The organism is Streptomyces sp. NPDC029159 (genome assembly GCF_055564055.1).
In genome coordinates this window covers 327420-354154 of record NZ_JBVHWT010000005.1, presented here as the reverse complement: position 1 = coordinate 354154, position 26735 = coordinate 327420, and the positions used below count along the sequence as shown (strand labels likewise).

Annotated in this window: 21 protein-coding genes; 10 read left to right on the top strand and 11 right to left on the bottom strand. The window is 74.3% G+C overall.

Going from position 1 to position 26735, the window contains the following annotated elements:
* Window positions 1-65 precede the first annotated feature (65 nt).
* From amaB to ACZ4U4_RS13835, 3 genes are read right to left on the bottom strand one after another with little or no spacing between them, the layout of a single operon-like run.
* Window positions 66-1607 carry an L-piperidine-6-carboxylate dehydrogenase gene (amaB, locus tag ACZ4U4_RS13845; RefSeq protein WP_467872864.1) on the bottom strand — a complete coding sequence of 514 codons (1542 nt, stop codon included), beginning with the start codon at window positions 1605-1607 and terminating at the stop codon, window positions 66-68.
* Complete coding sequence (hglS, locus tag ACZ4U4_RS13840; RefSeq protein ID WP_467872861.1) at window positions 1604-3001, bottom strand: 2-oxoadipate dioxygenase/decarboxylase; 1398 nt, start codon at window positions 2999-3001, stop codon at window positions 1604-1606. The genes amaB and hglS overlap by 4 nt, the downstream gene beginning before the upstream one ends.
* Window positions 3002-3022: 21 nt before the next feature.
* Window positions 3023-4279 carry an NAD(P)/FAD-dependent oxidoreductase gene (locus tag ACZ4U4_RS13835; protein WP_467872859.1) on the bottom strand — a complete coding sequence of 419 codons (1257 nt, stop codon included), beginning with the start codon at window positions 4277-4279 and terminating at the stop codon, window positions 3023-3025.
* A gap of 257 nt (window positions 4280-4536) precedes the next feature.
* Here ACZ4U4_RS13835 and ACZ4U4_RS13830 point away from each other — a divergent pair, with 257 nt between their 5' ends.
* Window positions 4537-5580, top strand: a complete 1044-nt coding sequence (locus tag ACZ4U4_RS13830) for a LysR family transcriptional regulator (RefSeq protein ID WP_467872857.1) — start codon at window positions 4537-4539, stop codon at window positions 5578-5580.
* Here ACZ4U4_RS13830 and ACZ4U4_RS13825 read toward each other — a convergent pair.
* Together ACZ4U4_RS13825 and ACZ4U4_RS13820 are read right to left on the bottom strand one after the other, a co-directional pair.
* A complete protein-coding gene (locus tag ACZ4U4_RS13825; RefSeq protein ID WP_467873136.1) occupies window positions 5523-6248 on the bottom strand; it encodes a FadR/GntR family transcriptional regulator in 726 nt (241 codons plus the stop codon). The genes ACZ4U4_RS13830 and ACZ4U4_RS13825 overlap by 58 nt on opposite strands.
* A 98-nt stretch (window positions 6249-6346) precedes the next feature.
* On the bottom strand, window positions 6347-6802 hold the full coding sequence (locus tag ACZ4U4_RS13820) for an STAS domain-containing protein (RefSeq protein ID WP_467872855.1): 456 nt from the start codon (window positions 6800-6802) through the stop codon (window positions 6347-6349).
* 481 nt (window positions 6803-7283) lie between these two features.
* On the opposite strand from ACZ4U4_RS13820, the gene ACZ4U4_RS13815 reads away from it, so the two are divergent.
* From ACZ4U4_RS13815 to ACZ4U4_RS13800, 4 genes are all read left to right on the top strand, one after another.
* On the top strand, window positions 7284-8045 hold the full coding sequence (locus tag ACZ4U4_RS13815; RefSeq protein WP_467872853.1) for a DeoR/GlpR family DNA-binding transcription regulator: 762 nt from the start codon (window positions 7284-7286) through the stop codon (window positions 8043-8045).
* Between the two features lie 126 nt (window positions 8046-8171).
* Complete coding sequence (locus ACZ4U4_RS13810; protein ID WP_467872851.1) at window positions 8172-9542, top strand: ABC transporter substrate-binding protein; 1371 nt, start codon at window positions 8172-8174, stop codon at window positions 9540-9542.
* Window positions 9523-10494, top strand: coding sequence for a carbohydrate ABC transporter permease (locus tag ACZ4U4_RS13805; RefSeq protein WP_467872848.1), 972 nt, complete (start codon window positions 9523-9525; stop codon window positions 10492-10494). Before ACZ4U4_RS13810 ends, ACZ4U4_RS13805 begins: the two co-directional genes overlap by 20 nt.
* Window positions 10491-11348 (top strand): carbohydrate ABC transporter permease, encoded by an 858-nt coding sequence (locus ACZ4U4_RS13800; protein ID WP_467872846.1) that lies wholly within the window; start codon window positions 10491-10493, stop codon window positions 11346-11348. Before ACZ4U4_RS13805 ends, ACZ4U4_RS13800 begins: the two co-directional genes overlap by 4 nt.
* Window positions 11349-11372: 24 nt before the next feature.
* On the opposite strand, the gene ACZ4U4_RS13795 is transcribed toward ACZ4U4_RS13800, so the two are convergent.
* The gene (locus ACZ4U4_RS13795; protein ID WP_467872844.1) at window positions 11373-13463 is read right to left on the bottom strand and encodes a SpoIIE family protein phosphatase; all 2091 of its coding nucleotides are present in this window, start codon (window positions 13461-13463) and stop codon (window positions 11373-11375) included.
* Between the two features lie 338 nt (window positions 13464-13801).
* Here ACZ4U4_RS13795 and ACZ4U4_RS13790 point away from each other — a divergent pair, with 338 nt between their 5' ends.
* The 3 genes from ACZ4U4_RS13790 (at window position 13802) to proP (ending at window position 17471) form a co-directional block, all read left to right on the top strand.
* A complete protein-coding gene (locus ACZ4U4_RS13790; protein ID WP_467872841.1) occupies window positions 13802-15340 on the top strand; it encodes an AMP-binding protein in 1539 nt (512 codons plus the stop codon).
* Between the two features lie 117 nt (window positions 15341-15457).
* Window positions 15458-15694: a hypothetical protein gene (locus tag ACZ4U4_RS13785; protein ID WP_467872839.1), complete on the top strand. Its 237-nt coding sequence runs from the start codon at window positions 15458-15460 to the stop codon at window positions 15692-15694.
* A gap of 268 nt (window positions 15695-15962) precedes the next feature.
* Window positions 15963-17471 carry a glycine betaine/L-proline transporter ProP gene (gene proP / locus ACZ4U4_RS13780; protein WP_467873134.1) on the top strand — a complete coding sequence of 503 codons (1509 nt, stop codon included), beginning with the start codon at window positions 15963-15965 and terminating at the stop codon, window positions 17469-17471.
* A gap of 80 nt (window positions 17472-17551) precedes the next feature.
* Here the strand turns inward: proP and ACZ4U4_RS13775 are convergent, their stop codons facing one another.
* On the bottom strand, window positions 17552-18346 hold the full coding sequence (locus tag ACZ4U4_RS13775; RefSeq protein ID WP_467872837.1) for a 3-hydroxybutyrate dehydrogenase: 795 nt from the start codon (window positions 18344-18346) through the stop codon (window positions 17552-17554).
* Between the two features lie 184 nt (window positions 18347-18530).
* On the opposite strand from ACZ4U4_RS13775, the gene ACZ4U4_RS13770 reads away from it, so the two are divergent.
* Window positions 18531-19091, top strand: coding sequence for a hypothetical protein (locus tag ACZ4U4_RS13770; RefSeq protein ID WP_467872835.1), 561 nt, complete (start codon window positions 18531-18533; stop codon window positions 19089-19091).
* Between the two features lie 79 nt (window positions 19092-19170).
* Here the strand turns inward: ACZ4U4_RS13770 and ACZ4U4_RS13765 are convergent, their stop codons facing one another.
* The 4 genes from ACZ4U4_RS13765 to ACZ4U4_RS13750 form a co-directional block, all read right to left on the bottom strand.
* The gene (locus ACZ4U4_RS13765; protein WP_467872832.1) at window positions 19171-20307 is read right to left on the bottom strand and encodes a glycoside hydrolase family 43 protein; all 1137 of its coding nucleotides are present in this window, start codon (window positions 20305-20307) and stop codon (window positions 19171-19173) included.
* Window positions 20308-20611: 304 nt separating this feature from the next.
* Complete coding sequence (locus ACZ4U4_RS13760; RefSeq protein ID WP_467872830.1) at window positions 20612-21601, bottom strand: DNA polymerase Y family protein; 990 nt, start codon at window positions 21599-21601, stop codon at window positions 20612-20614.
* A 6-nt stretch (window positions 21602-21607) separates the two neighbouring features.
* Window positions 21608-25069, bottom strand: a complete 3462-nt coding sequence (locus tag ACZ4U4_RS13755; RefSeq protein WP_467872827.1) for a DNA polymerase III subunit alpha — start codon at window positions 25067-25069, stop codon at window positions 21608-21610.
* A 177-nt stretch (window positions 25070-25246) separates the two neighbouring features.
* Window positions 25247-26104 carry a GNAT family N-acetyltransferase gene (locus ACZ4U4_RS13750; RefSeq protein ID WP_467872825.1) on the bottom strand — a complete coding sequence of 286 codons (858 nt, stop codon included), beginning with the start codon at window positions 26102-26104 and terminating at the stop codon, window positions 25247-25249.
* A gap of 233 nt (window positions 26105-26337) precedes the next feature.
* Between ACZ4U4_RS13750 and ACZ4U4_RS13745 the strand changes: the two genes are divergently transcribed.
* The gene (locus ACZ4U4_RS13745; protein WP_467872823.1) at window positions 26338-26628 is read left to right on the top strand and encodes a thiamine-binding protein; all 291 of its coding nucleotides are present in this window, start codon (window positions 26338-26340) and stop codon (window positions 26626-26628) included.
* Window positions 26629-26735: the final 107 nt, after the last annotated feature.

Sequence of the window (26735 nt, the reverse complement as noted above, 5' to 3'; positions counted from 1 at the left end):
GGGCCCCGGGGCCTGTGGCCGCCGCCCCGTCCGCGGCGCGGTGACAGGGCCCGGGAGCGGCGCCCTCACAGGAACGTGACGCCCTGGGCGAGCGGGAGCGCGTCGGAGTAGTTGACGGTGTTGGTGGCGCGGCGCATGTAGCCGCGCCAGGCGTCGGAGCCCGATTCGCGGCCGCCGCCGGTCTCCTTCTCGCCGCCGAACGCACCGCCGACCTCGGCGCCCGAGGTGCCGAGGTTGACGTTGGTGATGCCGCAGTCGGAGCCGTCGGCGGCGAGGAAACGCTCGGCCTCCCGCTGGTCCCGGGTGAAGATCGCGGCCGAAAGGCCCTGCGGGACCTCGTTGTTGAGGGCGATGGCCTCGTCCAGGGTGCGGTAGGTGAGCGCGTAGAGGATCGGGGCGAAGGTCTCGGTGCGGACGACGGCGGTCTGCCGGTCCATCCGGACCAGCGCCGGGCGGACGTAGGCGGCGTCCGGCGCCTCAGCGGTCAGGCACGCCTCGCCGCCGGCCAGGACGGTGCCGCCGTCGCGGCGGGCGGCGGCCAGCGCCTCGTGCATGGCGTCGCGGGCGCCGTGGTGGACGAGCGGGCCGACGAGGGTGGTCTCGGCGAACGGGTCGCCGACGGTGAGGCTGCGGTAGGCGTCGGCGATGCGCGGCAGCAGGCGGTCGGCGACGTCCTCGTGGACGATCAGGCGGCGCAGGGTGGTGCAGCGCTGGCCGGCGGTTCCGGCGGCGGCGAAGACGATGCCGCGGACGGCGAGGTCGAGGTCGGCGGAGGGGGCGACGACGGCGGCGTTGTTGCCGCCCAGCTCCAGCAGGGTCCGGCCGAAGCGGGCGGCGACGCGGGGCGCCACGGCGCGGCCCATCCGTACCGAGCCGGTCGCGCTGACCAGCGCCACCCGGGAGTCGCCGGCGAGGAGCGTACCGAGGTCGGGGCCGCCGAGCAGCAGCTGGTGCAGGCCGTCCGGCGCGTCGGTGCCGGCGGCGGCCCGCTCCAGCAGGGCGGTGCAGGCGAGGGCGGTGAGCGGGGTGAGTTCGGAGGGTTTCCAGACGACCGGGTCGCCGCAGACGAGGGCGAGCGCGACGTTCCAGGACCAGACGGCGACGGGGAAGTTGAAGGCGGTGATGACGCCGGTGACGCCGAGCGGGTGCCAGGTCTCGCTCAGCCGGTGGCCGGGGCGTTCCCCGGCGATGGTGCGGCCGTGGAGCTGGCGGGAGAGGCCCACCGCGAAGTCGCAGATGTCGGTCATCTCGCGGACCTCGCCCAGCGCCTCGGAGCGGATCTTGCCCGCTTCGAGGGTCACCAGGTCGGCGAGGTCGTCCCGGTGGGCCTCGATCAGCGCGCCGAGCCGCTTGACGAGCGCGCCGCGGCGCGGTGCGGGGACGGTCCGCCAGGTGCGGAAGGCGCGGGTGGCGGCGGCGAGCGCGGCCGCCGCCTCGTCGGCCGTGGTGGCCGGCAGCGTCCCGAGGGTGCCGCCGGTCAGCGGCGTACGGGCGGTGAGCGCGGCGCCGGAGGGGACGGCTGCCGGGTCGAGGGTGGTGGTGGCGCCGCAGCGGGCGAGGGCGGCGGCGGCCCGCTCGCGGAGGGCGTCGGTGGTGGGGTGGCTCATGCGGACTCCTCGGGCGTCGGGGCGAGACCCAGCGCGCGGCGGGCCTGCCGCAGCGTGGTGAGGCTGCGGTCGGCGTAGCGGGCGAACGGGTCGTGGACGGGGCGGTCGAGGGCGGCGGCGAGACGGTCGGCGTCGTAGGGGGCCGCGGTGCGCTCCGCGTCGCGGGTGGTGTCGCGGGTGAGGTTGGAGCGGAAGATCCCGGCGGCGGAGCGCGGGAGGAAGTCCTCGTAGACGATCGGGCGGGCGGTCAGCCAGCCCTGGTCGAGGAGGGCGGCGAGGTCGTCGGGCGGGCGGCGGCCGTCGCGGGGGCGGGTGAGGGCCGGGGCGTAGGTGAAGAACGCGAGGCCGTCGGTGGCGAGTTGGCGTTCGGTGCGGGGGAATCCGGCCTCCCAGACGGCGCGGGCGGTGGCGGCGTGCTCCGCGGCGGTGCCGGAGCCGGCGGTGCGCCGGTCGGTCTCGGCGGTGAGGGCGTCGTAGCGGGCGCGTCCGGTGCGGGTGAGGGCGATGCCACGCGCCTCGACCTCGCCGAAGCGGACGCGCAGGGTGCCGTCGGTGACGCGGCCGTCCGCCTCGCGGAAGGCGCGGGGTTCGGAGAGTGCCCGGAACGACGTCTGGCGCAGCAGGACGTCGGGGCCGTCCCAGCGGGGCGGGCCCTGGATGCGGTCGATCATGGTGATGCCGTGGTCGGTCATCCGCCGGTAGAGGGCGTCGATGTCCAAGACGCGCGGGGTGAGGTGGTTGAGGTGGGTGGTGGTGACGCCTCCGATGTCCGCGGCGACGGCGCTGACCTGGGACAGCTCCTCGTACCAGGCGCGGTCGACGGGCTCGGCGGAGAGCGCGAACGCGTCGGTGGCGAGGGTCAGGAAGCGGTCGGCCGCCGCGTCGGGCAGACCGCCGGCGTCCTCGGCGCGGGCGGCCAGGGTGAGGAGTTCGGGCGGGAAGAGGGTGCGGCGGCCGAGGAAGGTGCCGAGGCGGCGGGCGAGAGCGTCGTCGAAGAAGCGGCGGTCGTCGGGGGTGAGCAGGGAGGTGAAGACGCGGAACGGGTTGCGTTCCAGCTCCTCGGCGTCGAGGGGGCGGAAGGCGGTGGAGACGACGGGGACGGCGCCCGGTCCGTCGCGCAGATCGTAGAAGCCGACCGGGTGCATGCCGAGTGCGGCGAAGACCGCGCCCGCCTGGCGGAGTTCGTCCGGGGTGCCGACGCGGATGGCGCCGTGCCGTTCGGCGGTGACGCGGTCTAGTCCGCCGAGGTGTCCCGTGTGTCCGTCGCGGCGCACGGTCTCCTCGTTGATCCGCGCGGTGACGTCGAGGAGCGTGGTGTACGCGGGGACCTCCGCGCCGTACACGGCGGACAGGCGGCGGGCGAAGGCGGCGCGCAGCCGCCAGGTCGGGACCATACGGGAGCCTCCAGGGGGCGGTCAGATGATGTGGGCCTCGGGGCGGGTGGGGGTGGGGCCGTCGAAGCGGGCGGCGGAGAGCGGGGAGACGTCGAGGAACGGGGTGCGGCGCAGGCACAGGTCGCGGACGATCTCGCCGACAGCGGGCGCCTGGAGGAAGCCGTGGCCGGAGAAGCCCGTCGCGTACAGGAACCGTCCCTGATGGTTCGGGGCGCGGTCCGCCTCGCCGATGAGGGCGTTGCGGTCCGGCGTCATCTCGTAGAGCCCGGCCCAGCCGTCGCGGACCGGGAGGCGGGCGAGGGCGGGGGCGCGGCGCTCGGCGGCGGCGCGGAAGGGGGCGAGCCATTCACGGCTGAAGCTCCGGTCGAAGCCGGGGCGCTGGGCGGGGTCGGAGAGGCCGAGGAGGAGGCCGTCGGCGGCGTCGTTGTGGAAGTAGAGGGTGGAGGCGAAGTCGAGGGTGAAGGGGATGCGGGGCGGGGCCGGGCGCAGCGGGCCGGTGAGGGCGATCTGGCGGCGCAGCGGGGTGACGGGCAGCCGCACCCCGGCCATCTCGCCGACGATCGCGGACCAGGCACCGGCGCAGCAGATGACGACGGGGGTGCGTACCGTGCCGTGCGGGGTGCGGACCGCCTGGAGGCCGGGGGCGGCGGCGGTGTCGACGGCGGTGACCGGGCAGTGGGTGCGGATGCGGGCGCCGAGGCGGCGGGCGGCGCGCAGATAGCCGGTGACGGCGGCCTCGGGGCGGGCGTAGCCGTCGGCGGGTGACCAGGCGGCGGCCACGAGGGCGTCCGGGTCGGCGTACGGGCACAGGTCGTGGGCCTCGCGCGGGGTGATCAGGCGGCTGGGGACGCCGAGGGAGTTCTGCAGCTCGATGCCGGCGGCGAAGAGGTCGCGTTCGGCGGCGTCGCCGAGGAGGAAGAGGTAGCCGGTCCGCTCCAGTCCGATGTCGGCGCCGGGGCGGCGGGCGAAGTCGCGCCAGGCGTCGAGGCTGCGTTGGCCGAGGCGGATGTTGAGCGGGTCGGAGAACTGCGCGCGGACGCCGCCGAGGGGTTTGCCGGAGGAGCCGGAGGCGGGGCGGTCGCGTTCGAGGAGGAGCACGTCCCCGGCGCCCGCCTCGGCGAGGTGGAAGGCGATGCCGGCGCCGATGACGCCGCCGCCGACGATGACGATGTCGGCGTGGTCGGGGAGGTCGGGCAGGTCCGCCGGGGTGGGGGCGGGGCCCGGCCGGTGCGCCTGGTCCGGGGTCTGACCGTCGGTCTGGTCTGTGGTGGGAGCCATCGTTTCGCCTTCCCGTCGTCCGGTACCTGGGTGGGTGCGGGGGCGGTGCGCCGCCGGGTGGCGCCGCCCGGCGGGCCCGGGGCGGCGTCGCGGCGCGCCTCCGGGTGCCTCGATGGTGGGGCCCCGGCGGCCGGACGTCCATGGAGAGTTGCTCCATGTGATCTTTCAGGGGTCCTGCGGATTCCGGGCGGACGGCGCGCGGCGGTGGCGTCCGCGGCCCCCTCCCCCGGCGGACCGCGCGCCCGTAGATTGACGCCATGGAACTTCCGGGCCCGCAGCTCAGAACGCTCCTGGAGTTGGCCGGCGGTGCCACGATGACCGCGGCCGCCGCGGCGCTGGGGTACACGCCCGGCGCGGTGTCGCAGCACATCGCCGCGCTGGAGCGGGCCACCGGCGCGGAGCTGGTGCGGCGGGCGGGCCGCCGGGTGGAGCTGACCGACGCCGGGCGCACCCTCGCGGTGCACGCCGAGCGGATCCTCGCGGCGCAGGCGGCGGCGCTGGCGGCGCTGGAGCGCGGCCGGGGCGAGGTCGCCGGCCGGCTGGTGCTGGGCGTCTTCGGCAGTGCCGCGGCGGTCCTGCTCCCGCCGGCCCTGCGCCGGCTGCGCGCCCGGCATCCGGCGGTACGGGTGGTGAGCCGCGAGGTGGACGTGGACCAGGCGTACGCGGAGGTCTGTGCGGGGCGGGTCGATCTGGCGCTGGGCCTGGACTATCCGGACGCGCCGCTGCCGCGCGACGGCAAGGTGGAGCTGGTGCGGCTGCGGACCGAGCGGTTCGCGCTGGCGGTACCGGCCGGGTACCCGCCCCGGGAGGCGGCGGACGGCACCCTGCGGCTGGCCGGGGCGGCGGAGCTGGCGTGGATCCTGCCGGCGCCCGCCTCGTACTACGGGCGGGCGGTGCGCACCGCGTGCCGCCGCGCCGGGTTCGAGCCGCGGGTGGCGCACGAGGTGACCGACACCGCGACGTCACTGGCGATGGTCGCGGCGGGGCTGGGAGTGGCGCCGGTGACGGATCTGATGCTGCGGCTGCGGTCGGAGGGCGTCGCCGTGATCGGGCTGGCGGACCCGCTGGAGCGGCACCTCGTGGTGGCGGTGGACGCGGTGGCCCGGCGGCGCCCGCCGGTCGCGGCGCTGATCGAGGCGTTGGGCGAGGGGGCGGCGGTGCCGGGGGCCGGTGCCGGCGGGTGTCCGGGCGGGCCGGACGCGGCTCGTACGGGCACCCCGCCCGCTCCCCCGCCCGCCGACGGCTACGGCCGCCCCGCGGCGCCCCGTGCCGCCGCCACCCGCCCCCGCACCGGTGCGTAATGTGCCCCGATCGCCGCCGCGAAGGCGCTCGCGTCGCCGGAGCGGGCGGCGTCGACGATGGCGCGGTGGGCGGCGAGGGTCTGGCGTTCGTCGTCGAGGGTGACGAGGTCGAGCTGCGGGCCGACGGTCGCGTAGCTGTCCCAGAGCGCCTGGGTGAGCTGGCTGATGAGGTCGTTGCCGAGGGGTTCGACGAGGAGGGTGTGGAAGGCGCGGTCGGCGGCGGTGAAGCCCTCGCCGCCCGCGGGGTGCCGGGCCATCTCGGTGACCAGGCCGTCCAGCGCGTCGAGGTGGGCGGGGGTCAGGGCGGCGACGATGCCGTCGGCGTTGCCGCGTTCGAAGAGTTCCCGGACGTCGACGAGGTCGGCGTAGGCGCGGAAGTCGTCGTCGGGGCTGAGCAGCCCGCGGAAGGTGACGCTCTCGGCGAGCGCCGACAGCCCCAGTCCGCCGACGTAGGTGCCGTGGCCGTGGCGGACCTCGACGATGTCGAGCGCGGCGAGGGAGTTGACCGCCTCGCGGACGCTGGAGCGGCTGGCGCCGAGGGTGGCGCACAGCTCGGACTCGGTGGGCAGGAGGTCGCCGGGGCGCATGCGGTGGGCGAGCATGTGGCGCTTGATCTCGTCCGCCACCTCCTGGCGGAGCGACGACCGTCCGCGACGCGCCTGCGCCACCTCAGCACCCGGCACCTGATGCCCCTCTCCCCGTTGCGGCCGGGCGCAGCGTATCAATCGGACATGGCGCGGAAGGGTGCCGTGGGACGGGCCCGCGCTCAGGCCGGTGTCGGCCCGCCGGTCTGCGGTGCGCGGTCCGGGTCCTCGGTGGTCCGCGGCTCGTCCGGCTCCGGTGGCCAGACGGGGCGGCTGGCCTGGGGGACGGTGGCCAGGGCGTGGCCGACGGTGGGGTAGCAGGAGAAGACGCCGAGGGACTGGGTGCCCACCAGGAGGCGCAGCATCCGGACGCCCAGGGAGGCGAGGAGGAGGCGGCCCTCCAGGCGGCGGCAGAGCCATTCCAGGGCGAGCAGGCAGCTCAGGCCGCGGGAGTCGCAGAACCGCAGGGCGGTCAGATCGAGCACCAGGAAGCGGTGTCCGGCCGAGACGACGGACCGGGCCTCGGCGAGAAATGCCTGCTCGGTGCGGAGGTCGAGCTCTCCCGTGACACGCAGCACCGCGCACTCGTCCGCCTGGACGAGTGGCGTGACCGCCAGCGATCGCATTTCCGCACTCATGCCGTCCAGCGTAAGCGGCCCGGCCTTCGGCCTCGCCGCCGCGGCTGCCGGTGCGGCCGGGGCGTGCCCCGGCGGGCGGGCCGGTGTGCGGCGGTGCGGTGGGGGCTGCGCCGCCGCTCAGGGCCGGTCCCGAACCCCTCGCACGAGTGATCGTCCGAGCCCGTTGATGATCTTTTGCGGTCATTCGGGAGCGATTCGGTCAGCCGGTCCGGCCGGAATTCGCCGGGGTCCGTGCGCCCGAAGATGCCCGCGGACCGTCGGGGGCGGGCAAACGGGCGGCTGCCGGCCCGGCGGGCCGCCACGGAGCGGGCGAGTGCGGGCAGAAGCGGGCGACTTTTCTCTCCCTGCGGGCGGCGGAGCGCCCCCGTTCGGTTGCTATAAACCTCGGGCGGGCAGAAACGGGCAGGTCCATGACCGAACGGATCGGCGCGCATCCTCCCATCCGGGCCCGGCGGGCCGACGTACAGCGCAGGAGTGAACGATGAGGGCCGAGGAACGCCGGCACCGGATCCTTGTGCTCACCCGGCAGCGCGGCCGGGTGGAGGTCGCCGACGCGGCCGAGGAGTTCGCCGTCGCCCGGGAGACCGTCCGGCGGGACCTGAGCGAGCTGGAGCGGCGCGGGCTGGTACGGCGTACCCACGGCGCCGCCTACCCGGTCGAGAGCGCGGGGTTCGAGACGACGCTGGCGCGCCGGGAGACCCAGCAGGTGCCCGAGAAGCGCCGGATCGCGGCTGCCGCGGCGCAGCTGCTCGGTGAGGCGGAGACGGTCTTCGTCGACGAGGGGTACACCCCGGAGCTGGTCGCCGGGCTGCTCCCGGCCGACCGGCCGCTGACCGTGATCACCCCGTCGCTGCGCACCGCCTCGCTGGTGTCGGCCAACGAGTCCGCGACGGTGCTGCTGGCCGGTGGCCGGGTCCGCGGCGGGACGCAGGCGACCGTCGGCTCGTGGGCGCGGGAGATGCTCGCCCGCTTCGTCATCGATCTGGCGTTCCTCGGCGCCAACGGCATCTCCCGTGAGCACGGTCTGACCACGCCGGATCCGGCGGTCGCGGAGGTCAAGGAGCAGGCCGTGCGGTCCTCGCGGCGGCGGGTGCTGGTGGGGGTGCACAGCAAGTTCGGGGCGAGCAGCTTCTGCCGGTTCGCCGCGATCGGGGACGTGCACACCGTCGTCACCGACGCCGGGCTGTCCGCACCGGAGGCCCACCGCTACTCCCTCCTGGGGCCCCAGGTGCTCCGGGTCTGACCCGGGCGGGCCGTGCCGCTCCGCCCCTCCGTCCACCGCCGCGGCCCGCCGGCCGCCCCTCGCCCCCTGCGGGCCGCCGCGTCCCCCCGGCGCGGCGGCCCGGACACGTCCAGAAAGGTACGAGCCGTGAGAGCACGCTCCCCCGGAATCCGCCGGGCCCGCACGGCGGCGTCGGCCGCCCTGGCGCTGGCGCTGACCTGCGCCGGCTGCTATCGCGGCGCCGGTGACACCGGCAACGACGGCCGCGATGCGATCAACGTCCTGATGGTCAACAACCCGCAGATGGTGGACCTCCAGCGGCTGACCGCCCGGCACTTCACCGCGCGGACCGGCATCAAGGTGCACTTCACGCTGCTGCCGGAGGACGATCTGCGCGACAAGATGAGCCAGGACTTCTCCAGCCAGGCCGGGCAGTACGACGTCGCGAGCCTGAGCAACTACGAGACGCCGATCTACGCCCGCAACGGCTGGCTGACGCCACTGGGCGAACGCGCCGCACAGGACCCGGAGTTCGACCAGCAGGACATCCTGGCGCCGGTCCGCTCCTCGCTGACCGCGGCGGACGGGAAGATCTACGCCGAGCCCTTCTACGGCGAGTCGTCGTTCCTGATGTACCGCAAGGACGTCCTCGCCGCGGCGGGGCTGACCATGCCCGCGCATCCGACCTGGCGTCAGGTCGCCGCGCTGGCCGCGAAGCTGGACGGCGCCCGGAAGGGCATGAAGGGCATCTGCCTGCGCGGGCAGCCCGGTTGGGGACAGCTGGCCGCGCCGCTGACCACCGTCGTCAACACCTTCGGCGGCACCTGGTTCGACAAGGACTGGAAACCCCGTGTCGACTCCCCCGAGTTCACCCGGGCCACGCAGTTCTACGTCGATCTGGTCCGCCGGCACGGCGAGCCGGGCGCCCCGCAGGCGGGCTACACCGAGTGCCTCAACGACATGCAGCAGGGCAAGGTCGCCATGTGGTACGACGCGACGGCGGGCGCCGGGTCGCTGGAGAGCGACGGCTCCAAGGTCGCCGGGAAGATCGGTTACGTACCGGCGCCGGTGGAGCGGACGAAGAGTTCGGGGTGGCTCTACACCTGGGCGTGGGGCGTGCAGCGGGCGAGCCGTCACCAGGATGCCGCCTGGAAGTTCGTCTCGTGGGCGTCCGGCAAGGGCTACGAGCGGCTGGTCGGCAAGGAATTGGGCTGGTCACGGGCGCCGGGCGGCAAACGCGCCTCGCTCTACCGCGACCCGGAGTACCGCAAGGAGTCCGGTGCCTTCGCCGCCGCGACGGAGGAGGCGATCCGCACCGCGCGGCCCGACGATCCGGGGGTGCAGCCGCGCCCGGCGCCCGGCATCCAGTTCGTCGGCATACCCGAATTCTCCGACCTGGGCACCAAGGTGTCGCAGGAGATCAGTGCGGCCCTCGCCGGCAAACAGAGCGTGGCCGCGGCCCTCGCCGAGAGCCGGCGGCTCGCCCAGGAGGTGTCCGATGCCTACACCGACCGCTGAGACCGTGCGGAGCGGGCCCGCGTCCGCAGGTACGGCGCCCGTCCGGGGTCCGGCCGCCCGGCGGGCGAAGGAGTGGGCGCGGCGGGCGCCGCTGCTGCCCGCGCTGGTCTTCCTGATCATCGTGACCCAACTGCCGTTCGTGGCCACGGTGGTGCTCTCCTTCACCCGCTGGAACGCGCTCGCCCCGGACCGGCGCGGCTTCGCCGCCCTCGACAACTACGCCGCGGTCCTCACCGATCCGGCGCTGCGCGCCTCGGTGGTCACGACGGTGCTGCTGACGGTGGCGGTGGTCCTGGTCAGCCTGGTGCTGGGGCTGGGTCTTGCGCTGCTGCTGGACCGGAAGTTCTTCGGCCGGGGCCTGGTCCGCACGCTGCTGATCACGCCGTTCCTGGTGGTGCCGGTGGCCGCCGCGCTGCTGTGGAAGCACGCGCTCTACAACGCGTCGTACGGGCTGTTCAACGGCGTGCTGACCGCGGTGTGGCGGCTGTTCGGCAGTGACGGTGCGCCGCAGCCGGACTGGCTGACCTCCTCGCCGCTGGTCGCCGTCGAGGCGGCGCTGATCTGGCAGTGGACGCCGTTCATGATGCTGATCCTGCTGGCCGGGCTGCAGTCGCGGCCGGCGGATGCGATCGAGGCGGCGCGGATGGACGGCGCCGGGGCGTTCGCGATCTTCCGGTATCTGACGCTGCCGCATCTGCGCCGCTATCTGGAGCTGGCGGCGCTGCTGGGCACGGTGTACGTGGTGCAGAACTTCGACGCGGTGTTCACCCTCACCTCGGGCGGTCTGGGTACCGCCAATCTGCCGTACACGCTCTACCAGACCTTCTACCAGGCCCATGACTACGGGCGGGCGTCCGCGCAGGGGGTGGTGGTCGTGCTGTGTTCGCTGCTGGTGGCGACCTTCGCGCTGCGTACCGTGTCGTCCCTGCTCCGCGAGGAGATCACCCGATGACCACGTCCACCGCGCCCGTCTCCCTGCGGCGCCGCCGCCGCACCAACGGCCTGCTGGGGCTGGTGGCCTGGATCGCGGGCCTCGCGTTCTTCCTGCCGGTCGCCTGGATGGTGTTGACCTCCCTCCACGGTGAGCAGGACGCGGCGACCAATCCACCGTCGCTCACCGCCCCGCTGACGCTCGACGGCTACCGCGAGTTCTTCGGCGCGAGCGGCGGGCTCAGCCCGTGGCCGCCGCTGGTCAACTCGGTGACCGCATCGGTCCTCTCCACGCTGCTGGTGCTGGTGCTCGCCGTCCCGGCGGCGTACGCGCTGTCGATCCGGCCGGTACGCAAGTGGAGCGATGTGCTGTTCTTCTTCCTGTCGACGAAGATGCTGCCGCTGGTGGCCGGGTTGCTGCCGGTCTATCTCGTCGCGCAGAACACCGGGATGCTGGACAACATCTGGCTGCTGGTCCTCCTCTACACCTCGATGAATCTGCCGATCGCGGTGTGGATGATGCGGTCGTTCCTCGCGGAGGTGCCGGTCGAGATGTTGGAGGCGGCGTCGCTGGACGGTGCGGGGCTCACCACCACGCTGCTGCGGATCGTCGGCCCGGTGGCGATGCCCGGTATCGCCGCCACCGCGCTGATCTCCTTCCTCTTCAGCTGGAACGAGCTGCTCTTCGCGCGGGTGCTGACCGGAGTGGTGGCGGGCACCGCGCCGGTGTTCCTGACCGGATTCGTCACCAGTCAGGGCCTCTTCCTGGCCAAGGTCTGCGCGGCGGCCACGGTGATCTCGCTGCCGGTGCTGGCGGCCGGGTTCGCCGCCCAGGACAAGCTGGTGCAGGGGCTGTCCCTGGGGGCGGTGAAGTAGCGGCGCGCCCCGCGCGCCGGGCGGTCAGGTGCGCGGGGTCAGGCCGGTGGCGTGGGCGACGAGCAGGGCGACGTCGTCGTGGTCGTGCGGATGGCGCAGCGCGGCCAGCAGATGGTCGCAGAGCTCCTCCAGGTCGTCGTGCGGCTCGGCGAGCAGGTCGACGAGGAGGTCGAGGCGGCGGTCGATCGCGGCGTCGCGGGTCTCCACCAGCCCGTCGGTGTAGAGCACCAGCCGGTCGCCGGGGTGCAGCGGGACGACGGTCTGCTCGAAGGGGACGCCGCCGACGCCGAGCGGTGCGCCGGTCGGCAGGTCGATGAGGACGGGCCGCGGTCCGGGGCGGACGACGACGGGTGGCAGATGTCCGGCGCTCGCCAGCCGGCACTCCCCGGCGTGCGGGTCGTAGACGGCGTAGACGCAGGTGGCGAAGGCGGGGTCGAGTCCGGCGGCGACGTGGTCGAGGTGGCGCAGCACCTCGGCGGGCGCCAGGTCGAGGTCGGCGAGGGCGCGGGTGGTGGTGCGCAACTGGCCCATGGTGGCCGCCGCGTTGATGCCGCTGCCCATGACGTCGCCGACGACGAGCGCGGTCTTGTCGCCGGCCACCGCGAGGGCGTCGAACCAGTCGCCGCCGACCTCCCCGGCGGCGCGGGCCGGCTGGTAGCGGTGGGCGATGGCCATCCCGGTGGGCTGTGCGGGGGCCTCGCTCATCAGATGGCGCTGGAGGGTCAGCGCGGTGCGGCGTTCGCTCTGGTAGGAGCGGGCGTTGTCGATGCAGACGGCGGCGCGGGCGGCGAGTTCGACGGCGAGGACCACGTCGTCCTCGTCGAACGGGGCGTCGTTGCGGACGCGGTAGAGCGACACCGCGCCGAGCACGTCGCCGCGGGCGATCAGCGGCACGCCGAGGTAGGAGCGGAGCCCGGCGCGGGCCAGGGCCGCGGCGCCGTCCTCGTCGGCGGCGATCCGCGGCAGGTCGGCGGGGCGCACCCGGGCGAGGAGGACCGGGCGGCCGGTGGTGACGCACCGGGTGATGACGCGCTCGGCGTCGTAGGAGGCGAGTTGTCCGGCCGGGTCGAGCGCCTGCTCGGCCTCGGTGGGGCGGGCGCTGGCGACGGCGAGCGCGCGGAAGCTCACCGGGCCGTCGGGGACGGGCGGGAGCGGGCGGTGGCCCTCCAGGACGGTGTCGAGGACGTCGACGGCGGCGAGGTCGGCCAACTCCGGGACGACGACGTCGGCGAGCTCACGGGCGGTGCGGTCGACGTCGAGGGTGGTGCCGACGGTGGCGGAGGCGTCGGCGATGACGGCGAGGCGGCGGCGGGCGCGCGCCGCCTCGGTGGCGGCGCGGTGGTGGTCGGTGACGTCCAGCACCGAGGAGGCCACGCCGAGCACCTGGCCGCCGGGGCCCTCCAGGCGGTAGTGGGAGACCGACCAGGCGTGTTCGGTGCCGGGGTCGTCGGGCGGGAAGCCGACGGTGACCTGGTCGAGGCGGGGGGTGCCGGTGGCGAGGACCTTGCGCATGCTGGTCATCAGCATGTCGCTGTCCAGGAAGCGCAGGCACTCGTCGGGGCGCAGCCCGAGCTGGGCGCCCGCGGGCTGGCCGTTGAGGCGTTCCAGGGCCGGGTTGACCATGACGTACCGCAGGTCGGTGTCGAGGACGGCGAGGCCGATCGGGGACTGGGCGACGAGGCGGACGGAGAGCGCGAGATCACGTTCGGTGCGGCGCAGCAGTTCGCTGTCGCAGGCCATGCCGAGGGCGTAGACGCGGCCCTCGACGTCGGTGAGGCGCATGTTGCGGAATTCGATGAGGCGGGTGGTGCCGTCCTTGTGCCGGACCGGGAAGGAGCCGGCCCAGGTGGTGCCGTCGGCGATGACCCGGGCGAAGAGCTGGAGGACGAGTTCGGTGTGCTCGGGCGGGACCAGCAGCGGCGCGGCGAGGCGGCCCAGCGCCTCGGCGGCGCTCCAGCCGAAGAGGGTCTCGGCCTGGGGGCTCCAGAGTGTGATCCGGCCACGCGCGTCGAGGACCACCGCGGCCACGCCGAGTGCGTCGAGAAGGCCGCCCGCGCCCCCTTGTGCGGCCCCGGCGGGGCCCACGTCGCCGGGGAACGGGTCGGTCGCCCCCATCCAGGCACTCCTTCCGCCGGTTCGCGGGCGGTACCCCGGGGCACCGTCCGTTTTCCGCCGTGCTGCGCTGCGCACCATCATCCCTCGCGGGCGCCGAGTCGGCCATGGCCAGGCGGTACGGCGGCGGTACGGCGGGGTTCCGGGGCCCCGCCGTACCGCTGTGGCGGGCGTTTTCGGGGCCGGTGCGGGGCGGTGGCGGCAGACGTCCGAATCCCGCCCCTCCGATTGGAGGTGGGATCCGCGAGCCACTACGCTCTTTTTAGTTGCCTCTAGCAACTAATTCTTTCCTTACACCGCCCATCCGCGCGCTCCGTTGCCGATCCCGGGAGGATCCCCCCATGCCCGCAGCCGCCCCGCCCTTCCGTTCGCACGTGGAGGAGAACCTCGACGTCCTCGCCGCCCACCCGGACCGCGAGATACTGGTCCACCAGGGCCGCCGGATCACCGGCGGCGAGCTGCGCGACCTCGTCCACCGCCTCGCCCGCGCCCTGCGCGCCCGGGGCGTGACCCGCGGCGACACGGTCACCCTGCTCAGCGGCAACATCCCCGAGGTCATCGCCGCCCGCTACGCCGCGGGCCTCCTCGGTTGCCGTATCAACCACCTCTACAACAAGCTCTCCGCCGCCGCGCAGGCCGCCATCGTGCGCGATGTGGAGACCCGGGCGCTGATCGTCGACCCGCGGCAGGCCGAACGCGCCGCCGAGCTGGCCGAGTTGGCGCCGGGCCCGGACGTGCTGATGCTCGGACCCGCCAAGACCGGCAGCGATCTGCTGGAGCTGGCCGCCGCGCAGAGCGCCGAGCCGGTGGCGAGCGAGGCCCGCCCCGACGACATCTGCCTCATCCGCCACACCGGCGGCACCACCGGCCACCCCAAGGGCATCTGCAGCACCTTCGACCAGGGCCGCTGGGACCGCGGCGAGATGTTCGACGAGGCCACGCCCCGCCAGCTCGTCTGCACCACCCTCGCGCACGCCGCAGGGCTGCTGGCCGATGTCGTGCTGCACCACGGCGGCACCGTCGTCCTGCACGACGACTTCGACCCGGCCGCGGCCCTCGCCACCATCGAGCGCGAGCGGATCACCCACCTCTTCCTCCTGCCGCCGCTGCTGTACGAGCTGATCGACCACCCCGCCGCGGCGACCACCGACACCAGCAGCCTGCGGCGGCTGACGTACGGCGGCTGCCAGGCGTCGCCCGCCCGCCTCGTGGACGCGGTCGAGCGGTTCGGCCCGGTGCTGATGCAGGTCTACGGCCAGAACGAGGCCGGCGGCGTCAGCCTCCTCACCCCCGAGGACCACGACCCGGCCCGCCCGGACCGGCTCCGCTCGGCCGGAAAGATCCTCCCCGGCGTCGAGGTCGCCGTCCGCGACGAGGCCGGCAACGACCTCCCGGCGGGCGAGACCGGCGAGCTGTGCGCGCGCTCCGACATGACCATGAAGGGGTACTGGAAGCAGCCGGAGCTGACCGCCGAGGTCATGCGGGACGGCTGGGTACGCACCGGCGACATCGGCTTCGTCGACGCCGACGGCTACGTCACCATCGTCGACCGCATCAAGGACATGATCGTCGTGGTCGGCGGCCATGTGTACACCACCGAACTGGAGGACCTGCTCAACACCCACCCGCAGGTCCGCCAGAGCGCCGTCTTCGGCGTCCGCGACAGCGACCGGATGGAGCGGGTGCACGCCGCCGTCGTCCTCACGCCCGGCGCCGACGTCGACGAGGCGCAGCTGCGCACCCTGGTCCGGGACACCCGCGGCGCCATGTACGAACCGGCCCGCATCACCTTCCTGGACGCACTGCCGCTGACCGATGCGGGCAAGCCCGACAAGAAGCTGCTGCGGGCGGCGGCCGAGGAGGCCGCGGCGGGGCGCTGACCTCGCCGGGGGAATCGGTCACGCGATCGGCCGAGCTCAAGGTGCGCGCACGTTTCACGGGAGGCGGACCGGGGTGATCTGTGAATCGATCGCATCCCCGCACTCTCAGGAGTCTTCATGCGCATGCGCGCCGTCCTCTCCGCCACCGCCCTCGCCGCCGCCATCGTGCTGGGCGGCGCCGGCTCCGCCATGGCCGGTGGCGACAAGGAGCACCACGACGACCACTCCACCCACTCCAGCGGCGACGCCAAATTCGGCGCCTGCGGCCTCGGCGCCGCCATCATCGGCGGCAACCCGATCTTCGGCGAGGGCTGCCAGGGCGGCAGCCTGAAGTGGATGGACGACTGGAAGTAAACCGGCCCTCCGCCCGCTGAGCGGGACCGGCACGACACCGGCCGCCACCCCCGTGGGTGGCGGCCGGTTCCCGTGACCGGGGCGGCGGCCGCCACCCCGGTGGACGACACGCTGGGCCGATGGAGTCACCACCGAAGGGGACATTGCGGGCAATAATCCGTCCTAATGATCCTCTCGACATCGTCATGGAGCGGGTGACATGGCCGCTGGACGCCGCACACCGCAGCCGCGACGGGGCGCCGCCCGCGGCAACGCCGCCACCGATCGTCTGCTCCGCATCCTGCTGCGCCGCCGCAAGCACGCCCTGCGCGCCGCGGACGTCACCGTCGCCGACCGCCCCCAGGTCCGCCGCGCGGTCTCCGCCGCCGCGCTCGGCAACACGATGGAGTGGTTCGACTTCGGCGTCTACGCCTATCTGGCCGGGACGTTGGGCCGGGTGTTCTTCCCCGCCAGCTCCCCCGGCGCCCAGGTCGTCTCCGCGTTCGCCACCTTCGCCGCCGCCTTCCTCGTCCGGCCGCTGGGCGGGCTGGTCTTCGGACCGCTCGGCGACCGCATCGGCCGCAAACGCGTCCTCGCCGCCACCATGATCATGATGGCGATCAGCACCTTCGCGGTGGGGCTCCTGCCCACCTACGCGGCCGTCGGCTTCGCCGCGCCGCTCCTGCTGCTGGTCTGCCGCCTCGTCCAGGGGTTCTCCACGGGCGGCGAGTACGCGGGCGCCACGACGTACATCGCCGAGTACGCGCCCGACAAACGGCGCGGTTTCCTCGGCAGCTGGCTCGACTTCGGCACCTTCGTCGGCTACTCGCTCGGCTCCGGGCTGGTCACCGTCCTCACCGCGGTCCTCGGCGACGACGGGATGACGGACTGGGGCTGGCGGCTGCCGTTCCTGCTGGCCGGACCGCTCGGGCTGATCGGTCTGTACATGCGGCTGCACCTGGAGGAGACACCGGCGTTCGAGCGGGAGGCGGCGGCGGCGCGCGAGGAGGCGGAGAAGATCCGCAGCGAGGGCGGCGACGACCCCGTCGAGGTGGCCCGGCAGTCCGGCCACGGCCGGCTGAAGGAGATCTTCACCCGCCACTGGCAGGCGGTCCTCATCTGCATGGGTCTGGTGCTGCTCTACAACGTCACCAACTACATGGTCACGTCGTACCTGCCGACCTTCATGAGCGAGACGCTGCATCAGGACGCCCTCACCGCCCAGCTGCTGGTGCTCGGCACGATGATCGTGGTGGTGCTGACGATCACCACCGTCGGCCGCACCTCGGACCGCTGGGGGCGGCGGCCGGTCTTCATGGCGGGCAGCATCGCGCTGATCCTGCTGGCGGCGCCCGCGGTGCTGCTGATCCGCGCCGGGGGCATCCTGCTGCCCGCCTTCGGCTGTCTGATCCTGGGCCTGCTGCTGGTCTGCTTCGCCGGGACCTCGGCCGCCACGCTGCCCGCGCTCTTCCCGACCCGGCTGCGGTACGGCGCGCTGTCGATCGCCTTCAACATCTCCGTGTCGCTCTTCGGCGGGACGACGCCGCTGTTCGCCTCCGCCCTGGTCCAGGCGACCGGCGACACGATGGTCCCGGCGTACTACCTGATGGTGGCGGGCCTGATCGGGCTGGTGGCGACGTTCTTCCTGCACGAGACGGCGGGCAAGCCGCTGCGCGGCTCCGGCCCGATGGTGGAGACGACGGAGCAGGCGCGCCAACTCGTCGCCCGCAGCCGCACCCAGGCCGGACGCCGCGCCCGCGACCTCTGGATCCGGCTGCGCCACCCCTGGGCACGCTGACCGCACGGCGGTGCCCCGCCCTCCGGCGACGGGGAGCGGGGCACGGGCGCGGGGTGCGGGCGGCTTCCGGCCCGCCGCGCTCAGTGCGCCGTCCAGCCCCCGTCCAGCGACAGCGACGCGCCGGTGACGAACGCCGCGCCCGGTGAGCAGAGGTACGCCACCATCTCGGCGACCTCGGCCGGTTCCACCAGGCGTTTCATCGCGGACCGCACCAGCAGCACCTCCTCGATCACCCGCTCCTCGGGGATGCCGTGCGCCTCGGCCTGGTCGGTGATCTGCCCCTCGACCAGCGGGGTGCGGACATAGCCGGGGTTGATGCAGTTGGAGGTGACACCGTGCGGGGCGCCCTCCAGCGCCGCGGTCTTCGACAGACCCTCAAGACCGTGCTTGGCCGCGACGTAGGCGGACTTGTACGGCGAGGCGCGCAGCCCGTGGACGGAGGAGATGTTGACGATGCGGCCCCACCCGGCCCCGTACATGTGCGGCAGCGCGCCGCGGATCAGCCGGAACGGCGCCTCCAGCATGACCGTCAGCACGTCGTGGAACGCCTCGGGCGGAAACTCCTCGATGGGGCGGACGAGTTGGATGCCCGCGTTGTTGACGAGGACGTCGCACCCGGCGGCGGCCCGCTCGGCCGCGTCGAGGTCGGTCAGATCGAGGGTGCGGGGGTCGACGGCGCCGGGCAGGCCGTCGGGAAGGGCGTCGAGGAGGCGGGTCAGCCCCGCCTCGTCGCGGTCGACGGCGCGGACGGTCGCGCCGGCGGCGGCCAGCCGCAGCGTGCAGGCGCGTCCGATACCGCCGGCGGCGCCGGTGACCAGCGCCGTCCGGCCGCCGAGATCGAGGGATACCTGTCCGGGTGTTCCCATCATGGTCATGGCGGCACCTTACGGGCCGGGCCGACGGGCCCCGAAGGGTTCGCGCCGCCCGCGGAACCCCGTCGGCGGCGGCCCTTCCGGCCACCGCGGCGCTCACCCGGTCGGCCGCCCCGGATCGCCGTTCCGCTCCGGGGCTCCTACCGTCCGAAGATGCAGTACGCCACCGACACCAGGGGGTCCGACCATGCGCCGACTGCTCGCCGTGCCGACCGTGCTGCTCGCCCTCGCCGCCGCGGCGTGCTCCGGCGGCGAGCAGGCCGCGGACACCGCGGCCACCTCCCGTGCCCCCGGCCGGTCACCGGCGCCGTCCGGCAGCAAGCCGACCGTGCCGGGGCAGCCGGTGGAGTGCGGCCAGATCCGCGATGCGCTCGGCACCGCGCACGATGTGGCGCTCTACGCGGACCCGGGCGCCGACGGCACGGTGGGCTGCGGTGAGGCCCACGACGTGATGGCCGCGTTCTTCCACCGCGCCCCGCAGGACGGCGGCGGCACCTCCGGCTCCCTCGCGGTCCGCGGCTGGCTCTGCCGCTACGAGGGCGGCCCGACCGGCACCTGGGTCAGCAGCTGCCGCAAGGACCGTCTGGAGATGCACACCGAGGAGCCCGACGGCCCGCCCTCCGACGCGCCCGGCTCCCCGTCCGACGAACCGGGCTCCCCCTCCGACTCCCCCGACGAGTCCCAGCTCCCGCCGCTGCCGGACGACTCCAGCACACCGGTGGACGACCCGTCGACCGAGGAGCTGTGAGGCGCGCCCCGGCGGCTCCTCCGTGGGGCCGTGGCCGCCGGGTGCGCCCCGACCCGTCGGAGCCGGCGCCTCGGGCGCCTCACTCGAAGAACTTGAGGCTGTACCCCTTGTCGCTGTTCGGCCCGGGGACGTGGGCGCGCTTGTAGGTGGTGTTGCCCCACCAGACGAACGATCCGGTGTACCAGTAGCGGTTCCCCCACGTGTACAGCGTTCCCTTGGCGACCGCGTGGAACATCAGGGGGAACCTCTTGCCTCCCGGCGGGCTCGTGCCGATGTCGCCGTTGAGCAGGACGAACGTGTGGTGCCCAGGGCCGTCGACGTGCAGCGTCGGGTCCCAGCCGGACATCATCGTCTCCCGGTGCGAGCCGAAGAGGCAGCCGTTCGACTTGTACCAGTCCCACACCTTCGTCGGGTCGCCGCCCTTCTTCAGCCGCAGGTCGCCCAGGCAGTACTGGTCGCTCCAGCTGCCGTTGGCGGAGTAGACGAGGTGCAGTTGGCCGTTCGGGTCCTTGATGGCCTCCGGCGCCTCGTTGATGTAGGGGTTGCCCACCACGCGTTCCCATTTCTCGCGGGGCTGCGAGATGACGTACCGCTTGCCGGTGGGGGTGGCCGGGTCGCTCATGCGGGCGAGGTAGAGGTTCTGCTCGTTGTTGCTGCCGCCCGACCAGCCCGACCAGACGAACCAGCGCTTTCCCCCGAAGGTGAAGAGCGTTCCGTCGATGGCCCATTTGTCGTCCGGCAGAGCCAGTTTCTTCTCGGCGGTGTATCCGCCGTCCGGGTCGGCGGAGCTGATGACGTACATCCGGTGGGCGGAGCTGTGGCCGGCCGTGAAGTAGACGTAGTAGCGGCCGTTGTCCCGGACGATCTCCGGGGCCCAGACGTCCTGCAGACCGTTCGGGTTCGACCAGATCTTCTTGGCGGGCGCCGAGGCGAGGCCGTCCGGGGACGAAGCCTGGCGTACGACGATGCCGCCGGCCGCCGCCTTGACGGCGATATAGGTGCCGCCGACCCTCAGCACACTGGGATCCGCCCCGCGTAAGGTCGTCCGCCCCTGTGTCGAGACCTTCTCCGGTGCCACCTGTGCGCGCTGCGGCGGTGTCGCTTTCGCCGGAGGGGCGCCCTGGGCGGTGCCGGGAGAGGAGAAGGACAGGGAGAGGGCGAGGGCGCCTGCCGGCGCCATGGCGCCGATACCGGCGGAACTGCGGAAGAGTTTCATGGGCTCTTTCCTGGCGGGCCTCCGCTGCGGCACCGCCCGGTCGGCGGGGACGCCGGTGGCGGACGGTGCCGGGTCAGGGCGTGGCGATCGGGAGGCTGCGGAAGTGGGTCCCTGACATCGCGTCCGTCCGGGTGCGCCCCGGGTGAACGGCACCGGTAGAAGAACGCCGTTCCAGCGTCACGAGAGGCCCGGAGCGCGTCAATGACCTCTCCCGGCACCGCAGTTGTCCTGGGACAGAGAGGGCTTTTCCTGTGACCGAGGTGTCACACAAGAGGGGTTGACCGGTGCCCGGCTTCCGGGGTGCTCACGGCATCCCGGCCGTGCTGGCGGGGCGTACCACGCTCGAGCCGAAGCGGGCCCGGGCCCGGTCGGCGGCTGCCTCGATGCGGCGGGCCTTGTCGTCGTCGGGGCCGAAGGTCAGCTGCCGGGAGACCGCGCCCGCCTCGCACAGTTCCTCGGCGCGGAGCGTGAGGCGGCGGACCCGGGCGCGTTGCAGCCCCAGGCTCCGGTGCAGCGCATGGGCGGCCGCGCGGAGCCGGGGGCTGTGGGAGGTGGGTTCGGGCAGGGTGCGGCTGCGGGTGGTGGTGGAGCGGTCGGCGTACTGGACGGTCAGGGTCAGTGCGTGGCAGGCCCGGTGTTCGTCGCGGAGCCGGGTGCCGAGCTGTTCGGCGAGGTGGGTCAGGGCGCCGCGCTGCCGGTCGGGGTCGAGTTCGTCGTGCGGGAAGCGGTGCTCGGCGCCGACGACGGGCGGCGGGGCGCCGGGCCGGACGCGGGTGGGGTCGATGCCGTGTGCGTGCCGGTGGAGCCGGCGTCCGGCCGCCGTCCCCAGGATGCGCTGGAGGGTGAGCAGCGGGGTGGCGGCGATCCGGTCGGCGGTGGTGAGGCCGTAGGAGGTCAGGGTGCGGGCGGTCGCCGGGCCGACGCCCGGCAGTGCGGCGGCGGGCAGGCCGGTGAGGAACGCGGTGACGGCCCGCGGGTCGTCGGGGAGGGTGCGGATCGCGCCGGGGGGCCCGCGGTGGGCGACCAGTTGGGCCAGGAGCGGGCTGGGGCCGATGCCGACCGTCGTGTCGGCGTCGAGGACGGCGGCGGCGCGCATCCTGATCAGCGCCGCGATCCCGGCGGCGTCGCGGTCGAAGTACCGCACGCTCCCGGACACATCGGCGAGCGCCGCATCGGGCGGCAGCGCCTGGACCACGGGGGTGAACTCGCCGAGGAGGTCGATGAGCTGCCGGTACGCGGCCTCGGCCCGGGCGCCCGTGAGCGGCAGGTTGCCGAAGTGCAGGTAGAGGATCATCGTCGGTCACCCCGCGCTGCCGGGACTCGCATGGTGGAAGGTCCTTCCGTCGAGGGCCGTGAGCGGGGTCCGGGCTGCCGGGGTGCCCGGTGGCTGGAGGTCGGCCCAGGGGTGGAGGGTGTCGCCGGTCGGCTGGACGAGGGTGCGGCGGGGAGCGGCCCTGTGCGCGGCGGGGGCGGGCTTGGCGAGCCGGTCCGCGACGGCGGCCGGGCCGCCGCTGCGGTGCAGGTCGATCAGTTCGGCCAGGTCCCAGGCGGCCGTGCCGGTGATGCTGACGGCGCGCGGGGGCCGGCGGGTCAGCGTCCCGCGGACCAGCAGCAGGCCGCTGTGGAAGACCGTATGGGCGCAGCGGGCCTGGCTGTCCTCGAAGAATGCCAGGTCGGACAGGCCGGTGGGGTCGTCGAGGGTGGCGAAGATGACGCGTCGGCCCGAGCGGATCGGCGGGGTCTGGGTGGCGACCTTGACCCCGGCGACCAGCACGGTGGCGCCGGGCCGCAGCCGTGGCAGCGCCGCGGCGGGGGTGGCCCCGATGTCGGCCAGCAGGGCGCGGTGTTCCTCCAGCACATGGCGGGAGACGTCCATGCCGAGCACGTCCAGCTCCGCGGCGAGCTGCTCGGAGCCGTCCATGGCCGCCAGGCCGGTGGCCGGGGGCGCGGCGGCGTCCGGGGCGGGTCCGGTGGCGCCGTCCTCCATGGGGAGTTGGCCCGCGGCGGCGCTGTGGCCACGGCCGGAGCGGTGCAACTCGGCGATCTTCAGCAGGAGTTCGCGGCGCGGTCCGAAGGCGTCCATCGCCCCGACCTGTGCCAGCCGTTCGGCCGACGGGCGGCTGGGGCGGGCGCGCTGCCAGAAGTCCTCCAGGGAGGCGTAGGGCTGTCCGGAGACGATGCGGTCGCTCTCCGCCTCGGTGATGCCGCGGACCTGCGAAAGGCCGATCCGCACACCCCATTTACCGGACACCAGTTCGACTGTGTGTGCGGCCCGGGACGCGTTGACGTCGGGCAGCAGCAGCGGCACCCCGTGGCGGCGGGCGTCCGCGGCGAGGACGCGCTTGTGGTACATCCCCGGATCGTGGGTGAGCAGCCCGGCGAGCAGGGCCGCCATCCGGTGGGTCTTGAGCCAGCTCGACTGGTAGGCGGGGTGCGCGAAGGCCGCGGCGTGTGCCTTGGCGAAGCCGAAGCTACCGAAGCCCTCCAGGACGTCCCACACCTCCCGCACGGCCCGGACCGGATAGCCGCGCCCGCGGGCCTGATCGGCGAACCAGGCCCGGACCCGGCCCTGCCGCTCGGGGACGGACAGGGCGCGGCGCGCCTCGTCCGCCATGCCCCGGTCACAGCCGGTCATCGTCGCCATGATCGCGATGACCTGCTCGTGGTAGACGACCTGCCCCTCGGTCTCCCGGAGGATCGGCTTCAGGTCCGGGTGCGGGCAGCGGAGCGGCTTCCGCCGGTCGCGGGCCTCGATCAGCGGCGCCACCATGTCGGCGGCCACCGGCCCGGGCCGGAACAGGCTGATGTCCAGGGCCAGATCGCCGAAGGAGCGCGGCCGCAGGTTCCGGACGAGTTCGCGCTGGCCGGGGCTCTCCAGCTGGAAGGTGCCCAGCGTGTCCCCGGAGGTGATCAGGTCGTACGTGGCCGGGTCGTCCGGCGGCACCTGTGCGGGATCGTCGAGGTCGAGGTGTTCGCCGGTGACCCGTTCGATCTCGGCGACCGCGTGCGCGAGCGCCGACTGCATCCGGACGCCGATGACGTCGATCTTCGGGTGCCCGGTGTCCTCGATGTCCTCCTTGTCGAACTGGGACATGGCGATGTGCTCCACGGTGGTCGGGGCGACCGGGGTGCGGTGCAGCAGTCCCGCGTTGGAGACCAGCAGGCCGCACGGGTGCATGGCCGCCTCGTGCGGCAGCCCGTCCAGCGCCTCCACCAGCTCCCACAGCCGGCCGTGGTCCTCGGCGGCCACCGCGCGCAGCTCCGGCAGCTCGGCCAGGGCGGCCCGTACGTCCTTCGCCCGGATGTGCGGGAACGCCTTGGCGAGGCGGGCCGCCTCGTCGGGGGCCATGCCCCGGGCCCGCGCCACGTCCTCGATCGCACCGCGCGCCCGGTACGTCTTGTAGACCGCGAGCGTCGCCACCCGGTCGGCGCCGAACCGCTCCCGTACCGCCTGATAGACCTCCAGGCGGCGGGCCGACTCCACGTCCAGGTCGATGTCGGGCAGGGCGGAGCGCCGGGCGGACAGGAAGCGTTCCATCAGCAGACCGTGGGCCACCGGGTCGACCGGGCTGATCCCCAGGAGATGGGTGACGAGTGATCCCACGCCCGAGCCGCGGGCGGCGACCCGGACGCCGAGGCGCCGGGCCTGTGCCGCCACCTCGGCCACGGTCAGGAAGTATCCGGCGAAGCCGTGCCCGGCGATGATCCGCAGCTCGTCCTCCAGCCGGTCCCACCGGTGCGCCTCCCGGTGGTAGCCGCGGCTCAGCATGCCCGCCGCGCACCGGTCGGCGAGGGTGCGGTCGGCCTTCTCACGGGAGGCGCCGACCAGTTCGGGCTCGGGGAGGTTGAGCCGCCCCAGGCCGAACGCTTCGCCCGGGTCGACCACGCAGGCCGCCGCGGTCTCCTCGGTCGCCGCCAGCAGCCGCCGTGCGTCCGCGTCCCGGCCGCCCGCCGCCTCGGCGATCCGGGCGGCGATCCGCTCCATCTCCCCGGCGTCCTTCAGCCACCGCTGCCCGCCGTCCAGCCGGGCCGCGTCGCGGGTGTCGACCGGGACCAGCAGCCGGGCGGAGTCGAGGATGTCGGCGACCTCGCCCTGACCGGGGTCGGCGTAGCGCACGGCGTTGCTCAGTACGGCCGTCACCTGCTGCTCGGCGGCGAAGCCCGCAAGGCGTGCGGCGAGGCGCAGCGAGCCGGGGCCCGTACCGGTCCGTCCGTGGCACGACACCTCGAGACGCAGCGCCTCGCCGAACCGCTCGCGCCACGGGGCGAGCAGCGCGGCGGCCCGGTCGGGGCGCCCGGAGGCCAGCGCCTGCCCCACCTCGGAATCGGCCCCGAGGAGGACGCACACCTCGCCGTCGGGGCGGGCCAGGTCCTCCCAGGTCAGGCCCGCGTCCGACGCCGCCGACGCCGACACCAGGCGGCACAGTTCGGCCCAGCCGCGCGTGCTGCGGGCCAGGAAGACCGCGCGGGACGGCGCCTCCGTCACGAAGGCGCCGCCCTTGACGGGGATCCGCCGCCGTCCGGCCGGACCGTCTCCGGGGGCCGGTGTGCCGGGCACCGCGAGGTCGGTGCCGAACAGCGGCCGGACGCCGGCCCGTGCGCATGCCTTGGCGAAGCGCACCGCGCCCGCGAGCGAGTCCCGGTCGGTCAGTGCCAGCGCGTCGAGCCCCCGCTCGGCGGCCCGCTCGGCCAGAGTGTGCGGGTGACTGGCCCCGTAGCGCAGCGAATAGCCACTCGCCACATGGAGATGCGTGAACGACATACACACCTCCTGGCTCCCATAACCCCCCTCTGTGCCTTCTGCGACATCCACGGCATTCAGGCCGTGGAACCACTCTAACGCACTGTTCGCACGTTCGTTCGAGTAACGGTTTCGCCGGTAGCCGATGACGGAGCGTGCCCCGGCGACGCGGAGTGACCGCCGCCCCTCTTCGCAGCCCTACGCGAAGTCGTACACGGTGAAGTCGGTGACCCGGACGTAGCCGAGGCGCCGGTAGAGGGCGTTGCTGGTGGCGTTGGCCGGGTCGGTGAAGAGGACGACGTCCGTGGCGCCCGCGGCCAGGGCGGTGCGGCTCACCTCCGCCGTGACGGCGCCCGCGTAGCCGCGTCCCCGCAGGTGGGACGGGGTGTAGACGGGGTCGACCCGGACCATGCCGCCGACCGGCGCCGTGCAGCCCGCCAGCGAGACCGGGGTGCCGTCCGGCGTCTCCCAGAACGTGAAGCGTTTGTCGGCGAAGCGCGAGGCGGCCCAGGAGGCGGCGTCGATGGCCGGGGTCTCGCCGACGGCGGTGACGAACCCGTCGCACCAGCGCAGGAGCGCGTCATGGTCCGCCGCGCCCAGGAGGCGGCCCCGGCCCGCCGGGCGCGGCTCCTGCGGGGTGAGCGTGCCGAGCCGGTAGAGGTGGAGCCGTTGGCGGAGCGTCGGCGTCGCGCCGGTGTGCCGCCGCCAGGCGTCGGCGAACGCGGCGGCGGTGCGGTGGTCGGCGCTGACGTACGGGAGGGCGTACCCGAGACCGGCGAGGTGGGCGGCGAGGCCGTCGGCGTCCTCCGGGGTGAGGGCGGTGGGGCTCGGCCCTCTTGCCGGGAGCCGGTAAAAGGCGGCGCGGACCTCGCCCGCCCGCTCCAGCCGCCCGAACACGACGGCTCCGGCGCCGTACGCGCCCGGCCCGTCCGCCCGCAGCCGCTCGGCCACCGTCAACGCCATGGTGTGCAGGGCGGGGCGGGAGCGCAGGAAGTGCCCGGCGCGGGCGAGGTGTTCATCGACGTCGTGGGTGAGGTGCCATCCGTCGGAGCGCATACCTCATGGTCCCCGGGCACACGGCGGCGCGGGCACCCTTTGCGAGGCATTGACGCGGGGCGCTCCGGTGTCATGGCCGCAGAGGGCGGGGCGGCGCCGTGGCGCGTTCCGTGCCGTTCCCGCCACGGGCGGAGGCGCCGCCCCGGTCGGCATCGGGGTGGTCGTCCGGGGCGGCCCCGCGGGCGGCGGCGGGTCGGCCGCGGCGGCGCACCGCGGCATGTCAGGCTCGCGCCATGATCGTCGCCTTTTCCGTCACCCCGCTCGGGGCCGGTGAGCACCTGTCCGGTCTCGTCGCCGACGCCGTGCGGGTGGTACGCGCCTCCGGACTGCCGAACCGTACGGACGCGCTGTTCACCTCCGTCGAGGGCGAGTGGGACGAGGTGATGCCGGTGATCAAGCAGGCGGTGGAGGCGGTGACGGCGCAGGCACCGCGGTCGCTGCTCGTCCTCAAGGCGGATCTCCAACCCGGCGGCAGCCTGACGGCCAAGGTGGAGAGCGTCGAAAACCGGCTCGACGACCGCTGACGGAGGAACCGCCCCGGCCCCAATTCCGGTTGCGCCCCGCCCGGCCGCCCCGCTGAGCTACCCCCATGGACGGTGCCATCGAGCGGACGCGGCGGGCGGGGCCACAA